Origin of the sequence: Xanthomonas sp. NCPPB 1754 (assembly GCF_041475725.2) — a bacterium.
In the GTDB taxonomy this organism is placed as follows: domain Bacteria; phylum Pseudomonadota; class Gammaproteobacteria; order Xanthomonadales; family Xanthomonadaceae; genus Xanthomonas; species Xanthomonas euvesicatoria.
In genome coordinates, this window is record NZ_CM192982.1 from 1196114 (window position 1) to 1216030 (window position 19917).

General features: G+C 61.4%; 22 protein-coding genes, 1 tRNA gene and 1 other RNA gene. 14 read left to right on the forward strand and 10 right to left on the reverse strand.

Annotated elements, in window-relative coordinates; all coding sequences use genetic code 11:
* Positions 1-101 precede the first annotated feature (101 nt).
* Entirely contained in the window at positions 102-455 is a 354-nt protein-coding gene (locus ACCQ15_RS05350) for a conjugal transfer protein TraD (protein ID WP_011346595.1), read from the forward strand.
* A 110-nt stretch (positions 456-565) separates the two neighbouring features.
* On the opposite strand, the gene ACCQ15_RS05355 is transcribed toward ACCQ15_RS05350, so the two are convergent.
* The 4 genes from ACCQ15_RS05355 to ACCQ15_RS05370 all read right to left on the reverse strand — a co-directional run bounded on the left by ACCQ15_RS05355 (position 566) and on the right by ACCQ15_RS05370 (position 5233).
* Positions 566-1123 (reverse strand): hypothetical protein, encoded by a 558-nt coding sequence (locus ACCQ15_RS05355; protein ID WP_126952843.1) that lies wholly within the window; start codon positions 1121-1123, stop codon positions 566-568.
* Entirely contained in the window at positions 1062-3035 is a 1974-nt protein-coding gene (locus tag ACCQ15_RS05360) for an HsdM family class I SAM-dependent methyltransferase (RefSeq protein WP_228884884.1), read from the reverse strand. Before ACCQ15_RS05360 ends, ACCQ15_RS05355 begins: the two co-directional genes overlap by 62 nt.
* Positions 3036-4082: 1047 nt before the next feature.
* On the reverse strand, positions 4083-4478 hold the full coding sequence (locus ACCQ15_RS05365; RefSeq protein WP_074038611.1) for a hypothetical protein: 396 nt from the start codon (positions 4476-4478) through the stop codon (positions 4083-4085).
* Positions 4479-4489: 11 nt separating this feature from the next.
* Positions 4490-5233 carry a hypothetical protein gene (locus tag ACCQ15_RS05370; protein WP_372381286.1) on the reverse strand — a complete coding sequence of 248 codons (744 nt, stop codon included), beginning with the start codon at positions 5231-5233 and terminating at the stop codon, positions 4490-4492.
* A 134-nt stretch (positions 5234-5367) separates the two neighbouring features.
* On the opposite strand from ACCQ15_RS05370, the gene ACCQ15_RS05375 reads away from it, so the two are divergent.
* Both ACCQ15_RS05375 and ACCQ15_RS05380 read left to right on the forward strand, forming a co-directional pair.
* A complete protein-coding gene (locus ACCQ15_RS05375) occupies positions 5368-5703 on the forward strand; it encodes a helix-turn-helix domain-containing protein (protein ID WP_074038610.1) in 336 nt (111 codons plus the stop codon).
* Between the two features lie 384 nt (positions 5704-6087).
* Positions 6088-6492 carry a DUF6165 family protein gene (locus tag ACCQ15_RS05380; protein WP_008571564.1) on the forward strand — a complete coding sequence of 135 codons (405 nt, stop codon included), beginning with the start codon at positions 6088-6090 and terminating at the stop codon, positions 6490-6492.
* Between the two features lie 371 nt (positions 6493-6863).
* Here ACCQ15_RS05380 and ACCQ15_RS05385 read toward each other — a convergent pair whose 3' ends face one another.
* On the reverse strand, positions 6864-7913 hold the full coding sequence (locus ACCQ15_RS05385; protein WP_372381287.1) for a glycosyltransferase family 9 protein: 1050 nt from the start codon (positions 7911-7913) through the stop codon (positions 6864-6866).
* Positions 7914-7933: 20 nt separating this feature from the next.
* On the opposite strand from ACCQ15_RS05385, the gene ACCQ15_RS05390 reads away from it, so the two are divergent.
* Genes ACCQ15_RS05390 through ACCQ15_RS05420 form a run of 7 tightly spaced genes read left to right on the forward strand, consistent with a single transcriptional unit; the run spans position 7934 to position 12047 of the window.
* Positions 7934-8683 (forward strand): 3-deoxy-D-manno-octulosonic acid kinase, encoded by a 750-nt coding sequence (locus ACCQ15_RS05390; protein ID WP_008571294.1) that lies wholly within the window; start codon positions 7934-7936, stop codon positions 8681-8683.
* The gene (locus tag ACCQ15_RS05395) at positions 8683-9432 is read left to right on the forward strand and encodes an MBL fold metallo-hydrolase (RefSeq protein ID WP_014089519.1); all 750 of its coding nucleotides are present in this window, start codon (positions 8683-8685) and stop codon (positions 9430-9432) included. Before ACCQ15_RS05390 ends, ACCQ15_RS05395 begins: the two co-directional genes overlap by 1 nt.
* Complete coding sequence (gene moaA, locus ACCQ15_RS05400) at positions 9432-10463, forward strand: GTP 3',8-cyclase MoaA (RefSeq protein WP_014089520.1); 1032 nt, start codon at positions 9432-9434, stop codon at positions 10461-10463. Before ACCQ15_RS05395 ends, moaA begins: the two co-directional genes overlap by 1 nt.
* Positions 10460-10840: a nuclear transport factor 2 family protein gene (locus ACCQ15_RS05405; RefSeq protein WP_081029549.1), complete on the forward strand. Its 381-nt coding sequence runs from the start codon at positions 10460-10462 to the stop codon at positions 10838-10840. The genes moaA and ACCQ15_RS05405 overlap by 4 nt, the downstream gene beginning before the upstream one ends.
* A 24-nt stretch (positions 10841-10864) precedes the next feature.
* Positions 10865-11362, forward strand: coding sequence for a cyclic pyranopterin monophosphate synthase MoaC (gene moaC, locus ACCQ15_RS05410; RefSeq protein WP_008571290.1), 498 nt, complete (start codon positions 10865-10867; stop codon positions 11360-11362).
* The gene (gene moaD, locus ACCQ15_RS05415; RefSeq protein WP_008571288.1) at positions 11359-11604 is read left to right on the forward strand and encodes a molybdopterin converting factor subunit 1; all 246 of its coding nucleotides are present in this window, start codon (positions 11359-11361) and stop codon (positions 11602-11604) included. Before moaC ends, moaD begins: the two co-directional genes overlap by 4 nt.
* A complete protein-coding gene (locus ACCQ15_RS05420; protein WP_029818813.1) occupies positions 11601-12047 on the forward strand; it encodes a molybdenum cofactor biosynthesis protein MoaE in 447 nt (148 codons plus the stop codon). Before moaD ends, ACCQ15_RS05420 begins: the two co-directional genes overlap by 4 nt.
* A 385-nt stretch (positions 12048-12432) precedes the next feature.
* Here ACCQ15_RS05420 and ffs read toward each other — a convergent pair.
* Together ffs and ACCQ15_RS05430 are read right to left on the reverse strand one after the other, a co-directional pair.
* Positions 12433-12529, reverse strand: an RNA gene (ffs, locus tag ACCQ15_RS05425) — signal recognition particle sRNA small type.
* A gap of 75 nt (positions 12530-12604) precedes the next feature.
* Positions 12605-12697: transfer RNA gene (locus ACCQ15_RS05430), tRNA-Ser, on the reverse strand.
* Between the two features lie 135 nt (positions 12698-12832).
* Between ACCQ15_RS05430 and dnaX the strand changes: the two genes are divergently transcribed.
* The 4 genes from dnaX to ACCQ15_RS05450 all read left to right on the forward strand — a co-directional run bounded on the left by dnaX (position 12833) and on the right by ACCQ15_RS05450 (position 16367).
* Entirely contained in the window at positions 12833-14905 is a 2073-nt protein-coding gene (gene dnaX, locus ACCQ15_RS05435; RefSeq protein WP_057681021.1) for a DNA polymerase III subunit gamma/tau, read from the forward strand.
* Positions 14906-14911: 6 nt separating this feature from the next.
* On the forward strand, positions 14912-15232 hold the full coding sequence (locus tag ACCQ15_RS05440; RefSeq protein WP_005913896.1) for a YbaB/EbfC family nucleoid-associated protein: 321 nt from the start codon (positions 14912-14914) through the stop codon (positions 15230-15232).
* Positions 15233-15329: 97 nt separating this feature from the next.
* The gene (gene recR / locus ACCQ15_RS05445) at positions 15330-15923 is read left to right on the forward strand and encodes a recombination mediator RecR (RefSeq protein ID WP_008571619.1); all 594 of its coding nucleotides are present in this window, start codon (positions 15330-15332) and stop codon (positions 15921-15923) included.
* A gap of 93 nt (positions 15924-16016) precedes the next feature.
* Positions 16017-16367 (forward strand): histidine triad nucleotide-binding protein, encoded by a 351-nt coding sequence (locus ACCQ15_RS05450; protein ID WP_372381288.1) that lies wholly within the window; start codon positions 16017-16019, stop codon positions 16365-16367.
* A gap of 117 nt (positions 16368-16484) precedes the next feature.
* On the opposite strand, the gene ACCQ15_RS05455 is transcribed toward ACCQ15_RS05450, so the two are convergent.
* The 3 genes from ACCQ15_RS05455 to ACCQ15_RS05465 are packed head-to-tail and all read right to left on the reverse strand — an operon-like array spanning position 16485 to position 19916.
* A complete protein-coding gene (locus tag ACCQ15_RS05455; protein WP_007968994.1) occupies positions 16485-17018 on the reverse strand; it encodes a Slp family lipoprotein in 534 nt (177 codons plus the stop codon).
* The gene (locus ACCQ15_RS05460; RefSeq protein ID WP_372381289.1) at positions 17015-18967 is read right to left on the reverse strand and encodes a transglutaminase TgpA family protein; all 1953 of its coding nucleotides are present in this window, start codon (positions 18965-18967) and stop codon (positions 17015-17017) included. Before ACCQ15_RS05460 ends, ACCQ15_RS05455 begins: the two co-directional genes overlap by 4 nt.
* Positions 18960-19916 carry a DUF58 domain-containing protein gene (locus ACCQ15_RS05465; RefSeq protein ID WP_372381290.1) on the reverse strand — a complete coding sequence of 319 codons (957 nt, stop codon included), beginning with the start codon at positions 19914-19916 and terminating at the stop codon, positions 18960-18962. The genes ACCQ15_RS05460 and ACCQ15_RS05465 overlap by 8 nt, the downstream gene beginning before the upstream one ends.
* Position 19917: the final 1 nt, after the last annotated feature.

The following is a 19917-nucleotide window of genomic DNA, read 5'->3' on the forward strand; positions in this document are numbered from 1 at the left end:
CGCTACGCTCTACCCTCACCCTAATATATTGAAGCAGAAAAATTAGATTCGACAAGTGCCAATTTTCTGCTTGAATGAAATGACCAAATTGGGAGATTTCTATGAGCAAGAAAAAACCACTTAGCGAGCGTATAAAAGAAACTGAAAAGCACTTGTTGCAACTTAAAGCTCAAGAAAAGCTAAAGATCCAAAAAGAAAAGAGCCGAGCCGCTGCCGTAGAGAAACGCCAACAATTCGCTGAGGCGTGGAAATTGACACGGGAAAAAGATGCCCACCGCAAGATTCAACTGGGCGGTATAGTGATCGCTGTAGGCGCAGATAAACTGGATCCTGCAGAATTGTGCGGCTTATTATTAACCGCATTGCGGAACTTGCCCGCCGACAGGCTGCCCGCGCTGAAGGAAATAGGAATTTCTTATTTTGAGGCACGTAAAACGGCGAGGCAAACACAATGAATTATTGTGATCCTCGGCTCTGCGCGGGCATAGAGGTTTCCACGGATTTTTCGGCTGAAGAGGGCTTAATATTAAGCCCTCTCTTACAGACTGCTAACCCGGAGAAAGGCTTACTTAGCTAAATTTCCCGGGCTATTCAAGCCTGAGAGTTTTTTCTGCCATGTCCCAACTTCTTTGGTGAAGATCCCTTTTACCCAATTAGGAATCTCCGAGCGATCAGGGATTTGTATGTCTTTCAACGTCCTATTGGCCTGGCGGCCATAGTTAAATCGGTAGCGGTTGGCTCGAATCACCATGCAGTAATACAACTTTTCCTGCAAAGACATGTCTTTAGGAGGGACTAAATAGTAAAGATCTCGCCCACTATAAAACTGTTCGGGTTGAACAAATGTTTCAAGAACACTTCCGCCGCCTGCTACCGTCATCAATCCTGCCGAAAGTGGCTTTACATCAGCAACGCGAGCAACTTTTGCCGATACACCGTTGTTTCGAGCGGAGCGAGAAACAAAGTTAATGCCGCTCGGATCTTTTTTAAGCGCGTTGAGCTCCATGTTCACTCCATAGTGAACAGAGAATATGCTGCCAAGTGAAACAAGTTTTGGTGCCTCACTCATTTTCATCTTCTGCATCCTCGCCCGCGACAACCCTTGCTTTTTCTTCTGCTTCATTGACGAGTTGGAACATCAAATACTTTCTCACTACATGTTGAAAATCTATTTCCGTCAAAGTTAAATAGTCGGTCTCCATGTAGGCCTCAGCACACCATTCATCTTGTTGCTTGTCGTCGTATCTGACTGCCTTCAAGACGCTTTCGCCTGGCCTAACACGGCGGTTGCGGTACATGTCAATCCAATGATCCCTCAGAATGTGCCACTCACCTTCGGGATCTATGCGACCTTTGTGCTTGGTCTTGATGAAGCCATCTTGCTTCCAATAGCCAAACCAAGTATCCCGCTTAGATTGTGCGTGTGGTTTATGTGCAGTCCATACCATTATGCAACACACAGCCCCCACGGGATAAAAGAGCTCTGTTGGCATAGACATCACGGCTTCCAACGTGTGTTCGGCCATTAACTCTTGCCGTAATAGGTTTGGCGCGATTGCACAGCCCATTGGAACAATAGCGACTCCGGTGCCCCCTTCCTCCAAGGCGTAGAGCATCTGTTGGATAAAACGAAGCTCGTGAAGATCTGCCGTGCCTTGGGCGAACGGTGGATTTAGCAAGCCGACATCGGCCTTGTGTTTTTTTACCGCTTTGGCAATGGCATCGTCAAAGCAACTACCTTGGTAGAGATTGGCCTTTCCATCCCCCCTCAAGATCATATTGCTGGCCGCCAAAGCGAACATGTTGGGCTGCTGCTCAATACCGATGAGGCCCTTACTTTTGATGCGATTACGCTCTTGTTCGGTAGTGGCTTCTCCCATCATCTGCGACATGGCTGCCACGAGAAAGCCACCGGTTCCAGCGCAAATATCAAGCACTGTAGACTTTTTATTGACATTTGCAATGAGCGCGAATAGTTCGGTGATGTGCCGTGGCGTCAAAACAATACCCAGCGCCTTCTTATCGCCGCCCGTGTATTTCAAGAACTCGCCATAGAAGTGACCAAGGATATCCGTTCCTTCTTCAGCGGTCATGAGAGGGGCGGCCTTCTCGTGAATGCGTTTAATCAGTTCATAAAGAATTCCTTTTGGATAGTTATTTCTCTTTTTATCTAATTCCGGATGAACGGAAATGGACGCGTAGGGCTGCGCCATATTATCTTTTTTTGCCTGTGGTATTTCTGCGCGATCAATCTCATGTTTGATAGTCTCTATCCACCTTTTAGGTAGCTCCTTTGTTTCATGCAACCCATAGGAGGCCGAAAAGGCTTTATTTTGGAGCGCGATGAGCGTGCCACTAACAAGTAGTGGCTTCTCACTTTCCGTGAGTTTGGCGTAGTCGCGCATGAACGTATGCAGTTCACGTGCAAAAGTCATCAGGTCTTCAAGTCGTGCTTTTCGAACAGCAGGATCGAAAACCGCGTGGCTCAAGAAATCTTTCCAAGATAGAATCTCGTTGATGGGGTTGCCGTTGCTTTTGCTGAGCAGCGGACGCGCCGCTCTGGCACCCTTAGAGTGAAGATAGACAGATTTTCGGGCAGTAGTTTTTTTCTCACCGCTTACCGCTACTGCTATTACATTGTAGCTGCGGGAAATGAGTTTGGCGTAATGAAGTGCGCCATCTACCGCATATCGCTTTATGCGTTTGGCCGCGACTTCTTCGCTCTCAACTAGATCAATATCTCTAAGGATAGACTGCACATGTTTGCTTTCGTGGTCGGAAAGTGAAGCCTTGCATTCATATACAATCAAGAAGTCGGGAGTGTCGGCGTTGCTTATTAGGAATTCTGGGTACCCACGACCACCTTTGGCGCTTTTGCTTCCGCTCTTCAGTAGTCGTTTTACCTCATCAATGACGCTCTTCTGTTCTTCAACACTTATACTATTGCCTTCATCGTAATAATCTAGGTCGCGCAATGCATCACGCACCAAGTTTTCGGTATTACGCTCGTTATTGTCCTTGTCCTTCTTGCTCACTTCGGCTGCCTAGTCACAATTTCCATCCTTCTATCATAATGCGGCGGATGCCATTTGCACAGGTATCAGCCTTAGCGCGACTGCCAGTGCTTCCTGAAGACAACGATCATAGTGGGCGTAACCTCGCGCTGGTCCAGGTAATTGGAATTTTTGGTATCAATTCCTGGAAGTACTCTTTTGTTAAATTTCTCATTAAGGCGACAGTTGTTATATCTAAAAAGTGTGGGGCGACATCAACTTGCCAAGCCCATGAGATGATGTCATGTATGATACTTTGATGTCCAATGCATGGGCTTATTCCATTTGGCTAATGCTCATTAGTAAAATTTCGGTCCGCCCCGATTTGGTTTTACTTAGAGAATATTTTAACCCGAAGGGGTTGTACCCCTTCCCACCCCGCTACGCGTTTATAATATTGCTTTGCTATAAAAAATTTAGCTTAGCTTTACTATGAAATTCTGTAGCTTTTCTAAGGTATAAGGTCGTTAGACTTAGGGTGGATATATATCCACTCTTGCGAGGGTGTTTACAGATGTTATTCGTTTTCCCATGGGAAAACCTCCCCAGGCGGGCAACGAACCTGTCCGTGAACGCCCAGAATGTGATTTCAAACCCACCCTGCCGTAGTCCACAAACAACACATGGTTTATCAGTGTTGTCAGCCCCGTGCGCGGAATAAACTCCGCCTTGAACCTGGTCAGGGCCAGTACGTTGGGGGGAAATCGTCCAACCCTTCGTACCTAGTTATGCAGTGCGCCGTGTTCAATAATCCCCGCCTTGCGCGACAGTCACGAATATTTGCGGCGTGGTTACTTGCCCCGTTTCTTCAATATCCGATGGCTATTCAAACAGGTTGGTGACGAATAAGGGGCTTGATTTTTTCGCGTGCGTTGCTAACTTAGATGAAAGGAGCAACTGCTTGGGTAGCGCAAACTCTCTTTTTGCCTTACTCGCCACATAGTCGCCTAAACTGTGTGGCCATATATCTAAAATAATAAACCCCGCCAATTTGTCAAGCGGGGTTTATTATTTTACAACTTGATCTTTCTAGACACGTGCGGCGCCTTGCCTCAAAAGATTATTGCTTCCGCTGTTAATTGCCAATTCTCTGATCGCCGCAATGATGAAGAATACCCCGATTACAAATGGTAGTCCGATAATTCCGATCCCTAAAATAAAGAATGAGCCAATCGGGTTCTTTTTCCAACAATATGTTTTACCGTCCGGAAGTGTTACGCCATAAATAAAATTTCCTTCGACGTACAGCGATGTTGGGCCATTCATGCGGACGGCGCGCTGTAAGTAAGTGTTGATACCTGCGGGAGCACGGTGTTTTGAGTAGACTTTTCCGCCGATTTCGATCACCGAATATTGGCGAACTCCGTTGGCGCTGAACTGTGCGTCGCCCAATAACGTTAGCTCGCCCGTAATTTTATATCCCATACTTCGTGCCTTTAGCTTTGGTCGCGGTTGCCTGTGGGTTCAAAGCCGGCGATCCACATCCTATAGTCATAAAAAATGGACGCGTGGGACAGATCATTGCCCTGACCGTAGAAACCAGAGACCCAAGCCGAGTTGATGACGATATCGCGCAGTTTGTCGCGCATAGTCTTATCCACATCGACTTGAAACAGCAGTCGCGGTGGGTTTGGGCCGCGCGTTCGAGTGTCGCCCGTGGTGGGCACGGCTCCAAAACGCGGTTGGGCGTTGAGCAGTCCAACAAATCCGATGGAGCGGCCAAAGGTACTGACTTCTCCCAAATCGTTCGTTTTGGTCAATTTGGCGGTCGTGCACGTTCTAAATGTTTCGTCATGCGAGGACGTAGGACTGGTCCAAATGGTCGCTTTGACTGTCCAGCACGGTAGATTTCGGCCGTACTCGACAAAGGTCAGGGCCGCGCGAGGCCACTGCAAGCGTCCTTGAATGGCTTGGTCGTGGTCCTCGTTGCGAAACAACGTACGGAAGGTTTGTCCACCGCTAAGGGGGGCGTAGAGAACACCGCCAGCGCCACCCTGCGCCGGCCGTTCAATCCGCAGCCCCAATTTGTTTTTCACGTCAGAAAATAGATCGCCAATCTTTTGACCTGCGCTTTGTGGTCTGTCTTGCGTGTTGCCGACGAAAGGCACAAGAAGGCCGAAGGTTAGGGCTAGTGCCGTGGTGTGAGGTCGTGGTGCGGTCTTTCTAAGTGTGGGCATCATCGCCATGTCCTGTGCTGAGCAGCGGGCCGGCCGTGTGCCGGCGAAACGAGCTTATGCCATAATTTGCGACAAACGCAAATGATTGAATTGGCCGGACTTGTCACAATGGAGAGGTGTTTTCGGTACACCCCCCAATGCCTCCCATCAAGCCGCCTGCATCACTGTTCGGACGACGATTGCGCACGGCCCGGCTGTCCTTGGGCCTGCGTCAAGCAGACTTGGGAAGGATGTTGGGAATGGAAGAGCAAAACACCGGTGCACCTCGCATCTCCCGCTACGAGACGGGGCAACACGATCCGGATCCTGAAACCGCAGCAGAACTGGCTCAGGCGTTGGGTTTGCCGTTGGCGTACTTTTACGCAACACCCGACATGCTCGCCGAGGCCATTTTGTTGATCGCGAAGTTGCCCGAGGATCGTCAGCAGGAGGCGATAGCCGCCTTGAGAGCCATTGCCGAGAAGAAGGGTTGACGATGGGCGGCAATTTGGGACATTCTTTGGACTCGTAGGGGACACTTCCCACTGAGGGTTTCCCGGCGTAAGTTCCTGAACAATTTGCGGAAATTGGTGTGGGTCGTATTGTCCCCCCCTCTCCGCCAGATTGAGGCGAGTAGGTGCGCCAGTGCCGCGTGGGTTTCGCCGGCGGCATTGGGGGGTGAGAATCCCCGGGTTCGACAGGCAGCGCAGCTGTCTGCACGGCGAAGCCGCCCGTAGGGCGAAGGCACGAAGTGCCGAGTGAATCCCCACTCTCCGCCAGATTCGCATCAGCCCCCGCAAGGGGGCTTTTGTTTATGTGTGGCAGTCGCCGGCCGCGGCGATGACTACAATCCGCCCGATCCCCGTTGGAGGCCTGTCATGTCCGAGATCCTGGTGCCCGTGTCTTTTGGTGAACTGCTCGACAAGATCGCGATCCTGCAGATCAAGTCCGAGCGCATGCGCGATGCAGCCAAGTTGACCAATGTGCGCAACGAGCTGTCTGCGCTGGAAACCAGCTGGATGGCGCATCCGGCCGCCGGCCACGACATCGTGCGCCTGCGCGCCGAGCTCAAGGCCGTCAATGAGCGACTGTGGGTGATCGAGGACGACATCCGCCTCAAGGAGCAGGCGCAGAGCTTCGATGACGCCTTCGTGCAGCTGGCGCGCAGCGTGTATATCGAAAACGACGAGCGCGCGCGCATCAAGAAGGAGATCAACCTGGCGCTGGGTTCTTCGTATGTGGAAGAAAAGTCCTATCAGGACTATCGCGCCACTGGCGGCTGAGCGCATTGACGTGGTGATTGCGCGGGTGGTCTGAACGGCGCGATTGGTTGCAGGACGCGTTCGCTCGATCTCAGCCCACTTGCGCAGGCGCCGCTGCAACTTGCTCGGCGCTGGATTGCCGAGCCACATACAGCGGCTGATGAAATGACTGCACGGCCACGAGGCGCGCGTAGTCGGTGCGTAGGCGTTGCATGTCACGCGTCGACTCGGGTGGTGAGCGCCCGCCGTCCACGCCACCCGGCAACTGCCGTGGTCAGTCTTGCTCGATCCTGTAGCGAGTGCGTCGTCGTGCTGCGCGCGGTGTCTGCCGCACCAACTATGCGGCGCTGTGGCTGTGGCGGCGATCGATTGCCGATCGCCGGTGCCGAGAATCAGCGTGAGTGGTCGGCGCGATAACGCTCGAAGGCGGCGATCGCATCGTCCACGGTGATCAGCGACATCACCTCGTCGAATTCGATCTTCGTTCCCCAGCGTAGCTGGTCGGCTGGCTTGTACAGGAATTTGCGCGCGGCGGCGTCGTAGCGGTCCACGCAATAGCGCACGTCCGAGTACGGGCCGCTTCGTCGCGGGTTGCTGGCCGCATGCAGGCCGAGCACCTTGGTGCCCATGGCGTTGGCGATATGCATCGGCCCGGAATCCGGCGTGACCACCAGGTCCGCGCGCGCGAGCAGGGCAGGCAGTTGCTTAAGGGTGTCCTTGCCAACCAGATCCAGCACCGGCGTGCGTGCGGCCGCAACGGTGGCATCGGCAGTGCTGCGTTCCAGGTCGCTGCGGCCGCCGCACAGCACGATCCGCCAGCCCTGCGCGGCGGCATGATCGGCCAGCGCGGCGAGGCGATCGGGATACCAGTTGCGACGCGGGTGGCTGGAGCAGGGCGAGATCATCAGTACCGGGCGGCCATCGTCGTCCCATTGCGCGCGTGCCCAGGCATGCGCCTGGTCGGGCACCGGCAGGTCCCAGCGCACCTGGGTCTGGCGCAGGCCCAGCGGCTCGGCAAAGCTGCCGATGGCGTCGAGCACGTGGATGCCGGGGCGATCGGCGATGCGCTCGTTGACGAACAGGCCGTGCAGGTCCTTGGAGCGGCTGCGGTCGTAGCCGATGCGTCGCCGCGCCGGCACGAAGGCCGACAGCACATTGGCCCGAAAGGCCACCTGCATCTGCAGCAAGGCATCGAAGCGGCCCAGCGGTGCCAGCGACCGGCGTAGTGCGCGCATGCCGGCCACCCCGCTGCGTTTGTCGTAGGCGTGGAATTGCACGCCGGGCAGGCCCTCGAGCAATTTCAGCCCGGCCTTGTCGATGACCCAATGCAGTTGGGTTTCAGGAAACCCGGCCTGCAACGTGCGTACCAGCGGCACCACGTGCGTGACATCGCCCAGGGCGGACAAGCGCAGCAAACACAGCGATGCGGGCGTTACAGCCATGGTGTTGTTAGACTCGATAGATGGTTTCTTTCGATGCCACCGAAGCGCTGGCGCCGTACCGCGAAGGTCGCGGGTATGGCGCCATTCTGTTCGACCGCGAACGGCTGCGGCAAGCCGATGCCAGCCTGTTTTCGCCGCAATCATGGGGCGACAGGGCGCGGCCGGTGGACGCAGGCGGGCGTGGCGGCGCGTGGTTCGTGGATGCGCCATTCGGCCATAGCGTGTTGCGGCAGTACCTGCGCGGCGGCATGGCCGCACGCGTGAGCCGCGATCGCTACCTGTGGAAAGGGGCAGGGCGCACGCGCAGTTTTGCCGAGTTCCGGCTGATGCGCGAACTGATCAAACGCAAGTTGCCGGTGCCGCGCCCGTTGGCCGCCTGCTATCTGCGCGAAGGCGTGGGCTATCGCGCTGCGCTGTTGATGGAGCGGCTGGAAAACGTGCGCTCATTGGCCGACCACGCCCAGGTGGCCGGTCGCGGTGCGCCGTGGGAGGCGACCGGCCAGCTGATTGCACGCTTCCATCGCGCTGGCCTGGATCACGCCGATCTCAACGCGCACAACATCCTGTTCGATGCCGGCGGGCATGGCTGGCTGATCGATTTCGACCGCGGCGTGCTGCGCATTCCGGCCACGCGCTGGCGCGAGCGCAACCTCAGGCGGCTGCATCGCTCGCTGTTGAAGCTGCGCGGCAACCGCAGCCGCGAGGACGTCGACAAGGACTATGCGCGCCTGCATCGGGCCTACGAACTGGCCTGGGGCCGGGGCTACTGATGGACTGGGGCTTGCGGGTGCAGGGAGTCGGCAATGCGTCGGCGGTGGCCCTTGGCTCGCCGATGGCCACGCTCGAGCGCGCCGGTGCGCCCTGGCTGACCATCGATTGCGGCAGCGAGGGGCTGACCGCCTATCAGGCCCACTATGGCCAGCTGCCACAGGCAATCTTCATCACCCACGTGCATCTGGACCATGTCGGTGGCCTGGAACGGGTGTTCGTCGACAGTTATTTTTCCGAGCGCCGCGGGCGCACGCGCCTGTACGTGCCGGCGCCGGTCGTGCCGCTGCTGCAGCGGCGCATCGCCGATTACCCGAATGTGCTGGCCGAGGGCGGGGCGAACTTCTGGGACGCATTCCAGCTGGTGCCGGTCGGCGATGCGTTCTGGCACGACGGCGTGCGGCTGGAAGTGTTCCCGGTACGCCACCACTGGCCCGAGACGGCATACGGATTGCGTTTGAAGGGGGCGCTGGTCTGGACTGGCGATACCCGACCGATCCCCGAAATGCTGAAGCGTTATGCGGACGACAGCGAGCTCATCGCGCATGACTGCGGCGTTCACGGCAACCCGTCGCATACTGGCGTGGACGATTTGGAGCGGGAATACCCGCAGGACCTGTTGAACCGCATGCTGCTGTACCACTACGCCAGCGACGCCGACGGCGATGTGCTGCGTGCACGTGGCCACCGCGTCGCCGTGCCCGGCCAATACCTTGCGCTGGCGAACCCGACCGCAGCGACGGTGCCCTGATGGGCGCCTTGCTGCTGCCGGATCTTGCCACGGCGCCGATGCAGGACCGCTACGGCCGTCCGCTGCGCGATCTGCGCCTGTCGGTGATCGAGGCCTGCAATTTCCGCTGCGGGTATTGCATGCCGGCCGATCGCGTGCCAGACGATTACGGGTTCGACTCGCAGCAGCGGTTGAGTTTCGATCAGCTGGAAACCCTGGTGCGTGCCTTCGTTTCGGTCGGGGTGACCAAGGTGCGCCTGACCGGCGGCGAGCCGCTGCTGCGGCGCGACTTGCCGAGCCTGATCGCACGGCTGACCGCGATCGAGGGCATCGAAGATCTGGCGCTGACCACCAACGGCACCTTGCTTGCGCGCCAGGCCGTCGCGCTGCGACAGGCCGGGCTGCGCCGCATCACCGTCAGCATGGATGCGCTGGAACCGGCGTTGTTCAGGCGCATGAGCGGCGATCGCGGCGAAATTGCGCAGGTGCTGGCTGGCATTGCCGCCGCCGAGCAGGCCGGTTTCCAGCGGCTGAAGATCAACTGCGTGGTGCAGCGTGGCGTCAACGAAGATCAGGTGCTGCCGTTGGTGGAGCACTTCCGCGGCACTGGACACGTGCTGCGCTTCATCGAATTCATGGATGTGGGCAGCTGCAACGGTTGGACGGCGGATGCGGTGGTGACCTCGGCGCAATTGCACGAACGCATCCATGCGCGCTGGCCATTGGTGGCGCTGGACGCCAATTACACCGGTGAAGTGGCGCAGCGCCACGCGTTTTCGGATGGCGCTGGCGAAGTGGGCTTCGTCAGTTCGGTCAGCGTGCCGTTCTGCGGCGATTGCCAGCGTGCGCGCGTCTCGGCCGATGGGCATCTGTATACCTGCCTGTTCGCCAGTCAGGGCCACGACCTCAAGCCGGCCCTGGCCAACGGCGGGCCTGCGCTGGCGATGCATCTGCGCCAGCGCTGGAGCGTGCGTGGCGACCGCTACAGCGAAGTGCGCGCCTCGGTGCCGCGGCGCGGCAAGCCGGTCGAGATGTTCTTGATCGGCGGATGAGCGAGGACGCGCTGCTGGTGCAACTGCGCACGCTGGAGCTGCGTCTGCTCGATCCGCAGCAGCGTGCCGATGTGCAGGTGTTGGAAGCGCTGCTCGATCCGGCCTTTGTCGAGTTCGGTACGTCGGGCCGCCGGTACACGCGGAGCGAGGTGATCGCGGCCCTGCGCGTCCCCGGTGTCGCTGCCGAGTACTGCGCAGATGACTTCGAATGCGCGCGGCTGGCACCGGATCTTGCGCAGGTGCGCTATCGGTCGGTGGATCGCCGTCAGGGTGTTGAGCGGCAGGCCTTGCGCAGTTCGTTGTGGCGCAGCAATGCTGCTGGATGGCAGCTGCTGTTCCATCAAGGCACCTTGTTCACCGAGAATGCCGCATCCTGAGTGCCTGTCTTCGCGTCGCTTCCCATGCCTGCAAATTCCCGCTCCGCCCGCCTGACCCATCTGGACGATGCCGGGCTCCCCACCATGGTGGATGTCTCGGACAAGGCGGTTACCGCCCGTAGCGCCACTGCGGAAAGCCGCGTGCGCTTTCCGGCGGCCGTGGCCGCACAGTTGCGCGCCAACGGCTTGCGTAGTGCCAAGGGCGGCATCGTGGAGACGGCGGTGATTGCCGGCACCATGGCGGTCAAGCGCACGCACGAATTGATTCCGTTCTGCCATCCATTGCCGATCGATGCCTGCCGTTTCGAGATCGACTGGGCGGGCGAGCAGCTGCTGGATATCCGTTGCACGGTGCGCTGCGTGCATCGTACCGGCGTGGAAATGGAGGCGCTTACCGGTGCCAGCGTGGCGGCGCTGACGGTGTATGACATGTGCAAGGCGTTGTCGCACAGCATGAGCATTGGTCCGACCAAATTGGTGTCCAAGCGCGGCGGCAAGCGCGACATCGGAGCGGCACAATGACCGCCACGGTGACGGTGCTGTATTTCGCCAGCCTGCGCGAGGCCGCAGGAATTGCCGACGAGCGCGTGCAGAGCGGCGCACAGGATCTGCGCAGCCTGTACGCGGAACTCGATGCGCGGCATGGCCTGCGCTGGACGCCTGCGCAGTTGCGTGTGGCCGTGGATGGCGCATTCGCGCGCTGGGAGGATGCGCTGCGCGATGGCAGCGAAGTGGTGTTCATTCCGCCAGTGTCGGGAGGTTGAGCGTGAGCGAACAGGTTGCAGCGATCTTTGCGCTTTCCGAGGTGCCGTTGCCGATCGATCGGCTGCGTGCGGGGGCGGAACATCCGCATGCCGGCGCGTTCGCCAGCTTCGAAGGCTGGGTGCGCAATCACAACGAAGGCCGCGGCGTGGCCGGCTTGCGCTACGAAGCCTATGCCGCGCTCGCACAGGCCGAAGGGCAGCGTGTGCTGGACGAAGCAATGCAGCGATACGCCATCGTGCACGCGCATTGCGTGCACCGCGTGGGCGAGCTGCGTATCGGCGACATGGCGGTGTGGGTCGGCGTCAGTGCGGCGCACCGTGGCGCCGCATTCGATGCGTGCCGCTACATCATCGATGAGGTCAAGGCGCGCGTGCCGATCTGGAAGCACGAGCATTATCTGGAAGGCGACGCGGATTGGTTGCATCCCCAATCGCAACCGTAGCAGGCGGATGCGGGTCCGGCGCGCACCTGCGCGCGAGCCGGCGCCGGCCTTGCATAGCCGCGCGGCGCAGCACGAGCTGACTGCCGCTTTTTGCTGGATCGATCGTGCGCAAGTCGATGCTCCGGGTAGCTCGCCTGGAGTCTTGCGAAGTTGGGGTGGTGTCCCCGCCGGTTGACCTCGGCGCCCGCATCGCGCCGTGGGAAACACTCACGTTGCGGGGATGGGGGCGCCGTCGCCACGGCGGGTACGAATGACTGGTCAGCTTTCGCCTCGGCTTTGCGCATGCGCGCAGCGCTGCACGTGATGATCGTAGTTGTTCGATCAATCGCGCCCAAGCCAGAGGTTCCAGCTAGTTCGCCTGGCATTGCCGAAAGTTGGGGTGGTGTCCCCGCCGGTTGACCTCGGCGCCCGCATCAATCGATACCGTTGCTGCCTTCCGGCCCTGGCGGGATTTTCGATCTAGCGTCGCGAGGGACCGACGGGGCCACCATAAGACGTGGGCCATTGGCATGGCCCTGCGATTTGCGACATGGGTGTCATTGCGCAAATCATGAAACTGGCGGAGAGAGGGGGATTCGAACCCCCGAAGCGCGGTTTAGACGCTTACACACTTTCCAGGCGTGCTCCTTCAACCACTCGGACACCTCTCCGTGCCTGCCCGACCGTGGTCGAACAGGGCCGCAAATTCTAGCGGTCGCCGGCCCGTACCACAAGCTGAATCTTCCAGCCGCAGCCGCTGAGACCGGGCGTGGCACAATATCGGCTCAAACAGAGCCGGTTGCCCGATGTCTTATCTCGTTCTCGCCCGCAAGTGGCGCCCGAAGCGTTTTGCCGAACTCGTAGGCCAGGAACACGTGGTCCGCGCGCTCAGTAACGCGCTCGACAGTGGGCGCGTGCATCACGCGTTCCTGTTCACCGGCACCCGTGGCGTGGGCAAGACCACCATCGCGCGCATCTTCGCCAAATCGCTCAATTGCGAGACCGGCACCAGTGCCGATCCCTGCGGGACGTGCCCGGCCTGCCTGGACATCGACGCCGGGCGCTACATCGACCTGTTGGAGATCGATGCCGCATCCAACACCGGCGTGGACGATGTGCGCGAGGTGATCGAAAACGCGCAGTACATGCCCTCGCGCGGCAAGTTCAAGGTCTACCTGATCGACGAAGTGCACATGCTGTCCAAGGCGGCGTTCAACGCGCTGCTGAAGACGCTCGAAGAGCCACCGGAGCACGTGAAGTTCCTGCTGGCCACCACCGACCCGCAAAAATTGCCGGTGACGGTGCTGTCGCGCTGCCTGCAGTTCAACCTCAAGCGATTGGACGAAGACCAGATTCAGGGGCAGATGACGCGCATCCTGGCCGCCGAACAGATCGAGTCGGATCCGTCGGCGATCGTGCAGCTGTCCAAGGCGGCCGACGGCTCGCTGCGCGATGGTCTGTCGCTGCTGGACCAGGCCATCGCCTATGCCGGCGGCGCGCTGCGCGAGGATGTGGTGCGCACCATGCTGGGTACGGTCGATCGCACCCAGGTCGGCGCAATGCTGCAGTCGCTTGCCGATGGCGATGGCGCGCGCCTGTTGCAGGTGGTGGCCGCGCTGGCCGAATTTTCGCCCGATTGGAGCGGTGTGCTGGAGGCGCTGGCCGAGGCCCTGCACCGGGTGCAGGTGCAGCAGTTGGTGCCAACGGTGGCCTTTGTCGGCGACGGGATCGACCCGACGCCGTTTGCGGCGCAGCTGCGGCCTGAAGTGGTGCAGCTGTGGTACCAGATGGCGCTCAACGGGCGACGCGACCTGTATCTGGCGCCCAGCCCGCGCGCCGGTTTCGAAATGGCAGTGCTGCGCATGCTTGCCTTCCGCCCCGCAGCGGCGGTGCCGGCTGGCGGCTCGGACGACGGTCGCGGTGCCACGGCGGGCGGTGGTGCGCGTTCTGGCGCTGCCGGCGGTCAGGCTGCTGCGCCGGCAGCGGCAGCGCCGGTGACGGCTGCGCCCGCCGTAGTGGCCGCGCCTGCTGCAGTGACGGATACGGTACCGGCTGTGGCTGCGGAGGCGTCCTTGCCGGCATCAGCGACCCGGGCAACGCCGATTTCGGCTGCGGCTCCCGTTGTCGTGCTTGCCCCCCAAGAGTCTTCTCCGGACAGCCGTGCGTCTGCAGCCAGTGCGCGTAATGATGACACGCCGCCGTGGGCAGTGGACGATGCGCCGGTGCGTGCGCAGGTCGCGCCGGCACCCGACACGATGGCCGTGCTTGCGCCTGAAGCGGCGATGGCTCCGCCATCTGCCCCCGCCGAGCTCGCGCACCCCGATGCGATTGCGTCTGACGCTGCGGTGGAGGCTCCGGCTTCGGTCGCAGTGTCGTCGCTTGTCGAGCCCTCGTCGCTTGAGGAGCCAGCGGTGGTCGCGCCATCGGCAACGGCAGGGGCTGCATCAGACTCGGCGACCGACGCGACGGCCCTGCTCGATGACGGCCGCATCGCCGATGCCGAGCAATGGCTGGAGCTGGTCACGCGCAGCGGCTTGAATGGCCCGTCGCGGCAGCTGGCCGCCAACGCCGCATTCATCGGCCATCGCGATGGCGTGCTGCGGCTGGCGCTGGCGCCTGGCTTCGAATATTTGAACTCCGAGCGCTCCATCGCCAACCTCGCGCAGGCGCTGGCACCGGTGTTGGGAAACCCGCCGCGCATCGTCATCGAAACCGGCAGCGCCGATGTCGAAACCTTGCACGAGCGTGCCAACCGCCAGAAAGGCGAGCGCCAGAGCGCGGCCGAAACAGCCTTCATGAACGACCCGACGGTGCAGTTGCTGATCCAGCAGCAAGGCGCGCGGATCGTGCCCGATTCCATCCGCCCTTACGACGAGTAACGACCCATGCGTGGAAATATTGCCCAACTGATGCAGCAGGCGCAGAAGATGCAGGAAAACCTGCAGCGCGCCCAGGAAGAACTGGCCAAGCTGGAAGTCACCGGCACAGCTGGCGGTGGCATGGTCAGCGTGACGCTGACCGGCGCCAAGGAGTGCCGCAAGGTGCGCATCGACCCGAGCATCCTCTCCGACCAGGAGATGGCCGAGGATCTGATCGCCGCCGCCTTCAACGACGCCTCCAACAAGATCGACGCCGAATCCAAGGACCGCATGGGCTCTGCGACCGCCGGCATGCAGTTGCCGCCGGGCATGAAGTTGCCGTTCTAAGCGAGGGGATTCGGGAGTGGGGATTCGGGATTAGCCAAGCGCAAAGGCCTTTGCCGTTGCGAATCCCAAATCCCGAATTTCCAATCCCGGCCACCCGATGTCCACTTTGCTCGAACAACTGATCGAGGCCTTCCGGGTATTGCCCGGCGTGGGCCAGAAGTCGGCCCAGCGCATGGCCTATCACGTGCTCGAGCGCGAGCGCGAGGGTGGGCGGCGGCTGGCCGCTGCGTTGGGCAACGCGGTGGAAAAGGTGGGGCATTGCGTGCAATGCCGCGACTTCACCGAATCGGAAATCTGCAGCATTTGCGCCAGCAGCAGCCGCGACCGGCAGCAACTATGCGTGGTGGAGTCGCCGGCCGATCGCCTGGCGATCGAACATGCCACCGGCTACCGCGGGCTGTATTTCATTCTGCAGGGGCGCCTGTCGCCGCTGGATGGCATCGGCCCGCGCGAACTGGGGCTGGATCGGCTCGGCGAGCGTCTGGCTGCCGGCGAAGTGACCGAAATGATCATCGCCACCAATGCGACGGTCGAAGGCGAGGCCACGGCCCATTACCTGGCGCAACTGGCGCGCCAGCACGCAGTACGCCCAAGCCGGCTCGCCCAGGGCATGCCGCTGGGTGGCGAGCTGGAGTATGTGGATCGTGGCACCCTGTCGCACGCCTTCGGCACCCGCAGTGAGGTGCTTTGAGGGCCGGGATTGGGGAGTCGGGATTGGGGATTCGCAAAAGCCGGTCGGCGCGCGCGGTAAGCTTTGGCCAATCCCGAATCCCGAATCCCGTCTATGACCGACACCATCTTCGGCAAAATCATTCGTCGCGAAATTCCGGCCACCATCGTTTACGAGGACGATGAGGTGCTGGGCTTCGAAGACATCGCGCCGCAGGCGCCGGTGCATGTGCTCTTCATTCCCAAGCAGCATGCTTTTCCGACCCTGGACGATGTGCCGCCGGAGCAGGCGCTGCTGGTTGGCAAGCTGGCCATCGCAGCGGCGACCTATGCGCGTGCGCAAGGGCTGGCGCAAGACGGCTACCGCATCGTGATGAATTGCCGCGAGCATGCCGGCCAGACGGTGTTCCATCTCCATCTGCATTTGCTGGCCGGTGCGCCGCTGAGCCGCTTCGGCACGCCTTGACGCGTCGTCGGATCGCGCGTTGCGCGCAAGCCGCGTCATGCAGCGATCGTCGTGCACAAACAAAAACGCCGCTCCCTGCGAGCGGCGTTTTTGCGAGTAACCCAGCTCAGCGGCGCATTACCACCAGCCGCGGCCCCAGCCCCAACCGCCGCCCCAGCGCGGGCCCCACGGGTCGCCCCACGGGCCATACGGGTAAGCCGGCACGACTTCCACGTCGCGCACGACCGGCCACAGGTAGACCACGTCGGCATTGACCTTGGGCAGCTTGTAGTCGTATTCGCCGATCTTAGTGGTTTCGTAGCCTTCGATCTTGCCGATGAAGGTCACTTCGCGCCCCGGCTCGAACACCGCCGGATCGTAGAAGCCCGAGCGGCAGGCCAGGAAGCGGCCATCGCTGGCATCCACGGCATTACGGTCGGGGCGACCGCTGGCATTGAGCGGGCGCGAGATCAGCTCGAAGCAGGTCTGGCCCTGGCCAGGCGTGGTCTTGATGATCTTGCCACCCCAGCGCACGGACGTGCCGACCTGGGCGCTGGCAGTTGAATCACTCGGACTGACCGCGGGGAACTGGCCCTGCAGCGGCTTGGGTGCGGTGGCGCAGGCTGCGAGCCCGAGCACAGCGATAAGAGGAACAAGAAAACGGGTACTCATGAGGAAGCTCCGGTTCGCGGGCGATGCTGCAGCAAGTCTTTCAAGAGAGTGGCGCTGTCCGAATCAGCGCCAGCGTATCGCGCGGCAGCGAAACGTTGGCTGAGTGCCAACAGTGCCGTATTCGGGTGTGAGCGGGCGACACGTTGCGCCCACACACCGGCCGGTTCGTGCGGTTCACGGGCAAGGCCGAGCTTGCGGTAGCGGCGGCTCAGCCGGTGCCAGGCGCGCAGCAACGGGTCGCGCTCACGTTCGCCACGTGCCAGCAGCCAGCCCATCCACGCTAGCGCGCTTACCGCGAACACGCCGAAGATGGCGGCCAGCTGCGAGGTGTCCAGGCGATCGATGCCCAAGGGTTGCAGCAGCCGTTGCTGACGGTCGGCATCGAAGGACAGCACTAGCTCGTTCCAGCCGCGCCGCAGCCAGTCGCTGACCTGGCCCAGGCGGGCCCATGTGCCGAGGTCGGCGAAGTCGTTGCCGCCGCCGGCTTGCAGGCGATCTTCGAGGGTGTCGTAGATGCGTTCCGGCGCCACTGCGGCGGTGGGGTCCACGCGAACCCAGCCACGCCCGGCCAGCCAGACTTCGGTCCAGGCGTGCGCGTCCATGCGGCGTACCACCCAATAATTGCCCAACCGGTTGTATGTGCCGCCGGCATACCCGGTCACCACGCGCGCCGGGATGCCGGCCGCGCGCATCAGCACCACGAACGAGGAGCTGAAGTGTTCGCAGAAACCGGCCTTTTGCTGAAACAGGAACTCGTCGACGCTGTTGCGGCCGAGCAGCGGCGTGTCCAGCGTGTAGGCGAATTCTCGGGTGATCCACTGCAGTGCGCGCTGCACCACCGCATCGTCGTTGTTGCCGGCCTCGCCACGCCATTGCCGTGCCAGCGTCAGCGTACGCGGATTGAAACCGGGCGGCAGGGCAAGTGCACGCTTGCGCAACTGGTCGGGCAGGTCGGTATCGAAGCGCGTTGGCGGTGCCGATTGCAGGTCCCAGCGCGTCAGTGCGCTTAACGGCCGTTGCGCGAACAGTTCGTAGTCCGGCGATAACTCGGCGTTGGGCACGCCCTGGGTAGGCAGATCCAGCGACACCAGCTGGCGGCGATCGGTGGGCTCGTAATCCAGGCGATAACGGTAGGTTTGCGGACCTGCGGTGACCGAAGCGGGCTGACCGCGGCCGGTCCAGCGCGCGCGCTGCCAGGTGCGGCCGTCGAAGTCCCACATCACCGGGCCGCGCCAGTAGCGCTGTTGCGGCGGCGGCGCCTTGCCGGCGAATTGCACGCGCAAGGCCGGGCTGTCGTCGGCCATCAGGTCGATCCATTCGCCCGGCGACATGTTGTCCGACAGGCCAGGCCGGGATAGCGCGCGCTCGGGCACGCCCCACAGCGGCGCACTCAGCCGCGGCAGCAACCAGAACGTGGCCAGCGCCAGCGGCACGCCGATGGCAACCAGCTTGCCCATACTGCGCAATTGCAGGCGCAGGGCCGGCGTGGCGGTGTGGTGTTCTTCGTCGGCCAGCCGCTGCATGCTCAGCAAGGCGCTGACCACCGCCAACAATGCCAGGCCCATCGTTGCCGGGCCCTGGTCGAGCAGAAAGGCGGCAAACGGTGCGAACAACGCAAAACCCAACAGGCTGCGGGCATCGCGCAAGGTGCGCAGTTCGGAGGCCTTGATCGCCAGCATCGATGCCAGCACCGCGCAGCCGGTGTCGCGGCCAAAGCGCATGCCGATCTGCCAATACACCGCCGCCAGCATTGCGATCACCAACAACAGCCGCACCGGCGCCATCAAGGTGCCGCGCCAGCTCAGCACGCCGACCAGCACCGCCGCCACCGCGACAGTGGCCGCAAGCAGGCCGGGCAACTGCAACAGCAGCGGGGTCAAGGCCAGCCAACTGGTGGCCAGTACCCAGGCGCGGCTGGCCTGGCTGATCGGGGGCGAGGGCTCAGTCATGCGGAAGCAGGGCCAGGGCGCGTTGGCACAGGTGGTGGTGCGAAGGTCCTTGCGCGGGACCTAACGGTGGCTGGCCAGGCAACAGCAGGCGATACCGGCGCCCGTCGCGCTCGGCCAGGTTGACCCAGCGGGCAAGGCGCGCAATGCGGCGCTCGTACGGCAGCGCGCTGAGCGCCCGCCAGTCCAGTGTGACGTCGATTCCCAGCGGTTGTTCGTATTCGCGCACCAAGAGGGTGTCGCGCCGTGCCGAGTGTTTCCAGGAAATGGTGCGCGGAGCGTCGCCAGCGCGATACGGGCGCAGCTGGTGCAGCTCTTCGCCTTGCGCGTGCAGACGCGTCTTGTTGGGCGAGCCCGTCCCCGCGGGCAGCGCCGGACCCTGTTCTTCGGGCCGGGGGTAGGCCAGCAACGGCGTTTCCGGCCATACCCACGACCAGGCGCGCACCAGGCCCAGCGGCTGGGTGCTGGACAGGCGGATGCGCTCGATATCCTGCCAGCCGCGGCGCTCGGTCGGCACCAGCAGGTCGATCTCGGCCATGTCGTGCTCGATCAACGCACAGAAGCCGCTGCTGTCCAGATGATCCAGCCGCAGCCCGCGTCGCGCGCGGGTATCGCGACGCGCCAGCGACACCCGCATGCGCAGCGGTTCGCCGGCGACCACCGGTTCTGCCGAGACCGCTTCGATACGCAGTGCCGATAGCTGCAGGTGCGCCATGATGCTGCTGGCGATCCCGGCCGTGGCCAGCAACAGCGCGAGCAGCAGCGCCGGATTGTTGTTGTAGTTCAGTGCGCCGAGCAGCATCGCCAGCAGTAACGCCGTGACGAACAGCCCGAAGCGGGTCGGCAACACATAGATGCGCCGCCGATCCAGCACGATCGGCAAGCCCTCGGCGCCCCGCGGCCGCGCCAGCAGGCTGAGTCGGCGGACGATGCCGCGCAGGTGCGCGCGCACC